The following is a 1,072-nucleotide window of genomic DNA, read 5'->3' as shown; positions in this document are numbered from 1 at the left end:
GGCGGAATCTACTTCCGGTTGGACGAGGCCGACGTGCAGCGCATCCTGAAGTTCGACCAGACCATGATCGGCTCCGACGGCCTGCCGCACGATGCCGCGCCGCATCCGCGGCTGTGGGGCAGCTTTCCGCGCGTGCTGGGCCACTACGGGCGGCTGCTCGGGCTGTTCCCGCTGGAAACCGCGATCTACAAGATGACCGGGCTGACCGCGAAGAACTTCGGCCTGAAGGACCGCGGTGTCCTGAAGGAAGGCGCATATGCCGACCTGGCATTGTTCGACGCGGACACTGTGGGCGAGGCCGCCACGTATGAAACGCCGATTGCACCGGCCCACGGCATCGAGGCGGTGATCGTCAACGGCGCGGTCGTGTGGCGCGACGGCGGTTCGACTGGGGCGCGGCCGGGGCGGGTGCTGGCGCGCGAAGTGCCGCAGACGGCGAGCTGAGGCGCTGCCACTGAATTGAAGCAGCGCGACGCTGCTACGCCGAAGTCATCGGCGTGCCTGGGACCGCGCCATTCGTTCTCGCCGATGCGATCCGCTTTGAGGCTGCTGTCAGCCAATCTTGGCTTGTGGTTGGCAGCCGATCCTTTGGAATCAGCTGGAGCGTGTCACTGGTCGCGCTTGATTCGCAGCCCAGATTTGGCCTTCGCCATCCATGCTCGGATCTTGGCGACGATTTCCTCCCGATAGGTCCAATAGCAGATCTCGCCCCTTTCCTCCCTGTCACTACGCTCACTGAACTCACGGTTGAGATCAAGAAAATGCTCCAGAACGGCACGATCTTTTCTGTTGCGATCCGTGATCCATTGCGCGACCTTATCGTTCCGCATCGGATGGACGAAGTAGTGCCACCAGTAGTTGTAGATCAAGGCTTTGTCGAAGCCTCCATCCCTGACCAAGAGAGCAGCGGTGTCGAGCATTGCAAACATCTTCTTTGCCAACTCTTCGTAATCCGCATCTGAAGCGGCCGCTACCTTGATCGCCTTCCAACCGTCTTCAAGCGCCTGAGTGCGTTTCTCAAGGAAGCCAATCGTTTCTCTGTAGCGCGCCATCCTGGTATCGGCATTGAGCT

The 1,072-nt window shown here is 60.9% G+C and carries 2 protein-coding genes; one reads left to right on the top strand and one right to left on the bottom strand.

The window, feature by feature from the left end:
* A partial coding sequence (locus ACSFA3_RS25560; protein WP_435508121.1) for an amidohydrolase family protein occupies positions 1-444 on the top strand: 444 nt, incomplete at its 5' end.
* A 164-nt stretch (positions 445-608) separates the two neighbouring features.
* Here the strand turns inward: ACSFA3_RS25560 and ACSFA3_RS25555 are convergent.
* Positions 609-1,072 (bottom strand): hypothetical protein (locus ACSFA3_RS25555; protein ID WP_435508120.1); only part of this gene is annotated, 464 nt, incomplete at its 5' end.

It is taken from the genome of Variovorax glucosi (genome assembly GCF_051216695.1).
Classification (GTDB): domain Bacteria; phylum Pseudomonadota; class Gammaproteobacteria; order Burkholderiales; family Burkholderiaceae_C; genus Variovorax.
This window is presented reverse-complemented; position numbering and strand designations above follow the sequence as displayed.